We start from the raw sequence: 525 nt of genomic DNA, 5'->3' as shown, positions 1-525 counted from the left end.
TGCTAATGACGGTACCTGAAGAATAAGCACCGGCTAACTACGTGCCAGCAGCCGCGGTAATACGTAGGGTGCAAGCGTTAATCGGAATTACTGGGCGTAAAGCGTGCGCAGGCGGTTTTGTAAGACTGTCGTGAAATCCCCGGGCTCAACCTGGGAATGGCGATGGTGACTGCAAGGCTAGAGTTTGGCAGAGGGGGGTAGAATTCCACGTGTAGCAGTGAAATGCGTAGATATGTGGAGGAACACCGATGGCGAAGGCAGCCCCCTGGGTCAAAACTGACGCTCATGCACGAAAGCGTGGGGAGCAAACAGGATTAGATACCCTGGTAGTCCACGCCCTAAACGATGTCTACTAGTTGTCGGGTCTTAATTGACTTGGTAACGCAGCTAACGCGTGAAGTAGACCGCCTGGGGAGTACGGTCGCAAGATTAAAACTCAAAGGAATTGACGGGGACCCGCACAAGCGGTGGATGATGTGGATTAATTCGATGCAACGCGAAAAACCTTACCTACCCTTGACATGG

1 rRNA gene is annotated in these 525 nt (G+C 52.4%); it reads left to right on the top strand.

Annotation, left to right across the window (positions count from 1 at the left end):
- Positions 1-525, top strand: a 16S ribosomal RNA gene (locus GTP90_RS36025); the annotation flags it as partial.

The organism is Duganella vulcania, assembly GCF_009857655.1.
GTDB lineage: Bacteria > Pseudomonadota > Gammaproteobacteria > Burkholderiales > Burkholderiaceae_D > Rugamonas > Rugamonas vulcania.
This window is presented reverse-complemented; position numbering and strand designations above follow the sequence as displayed.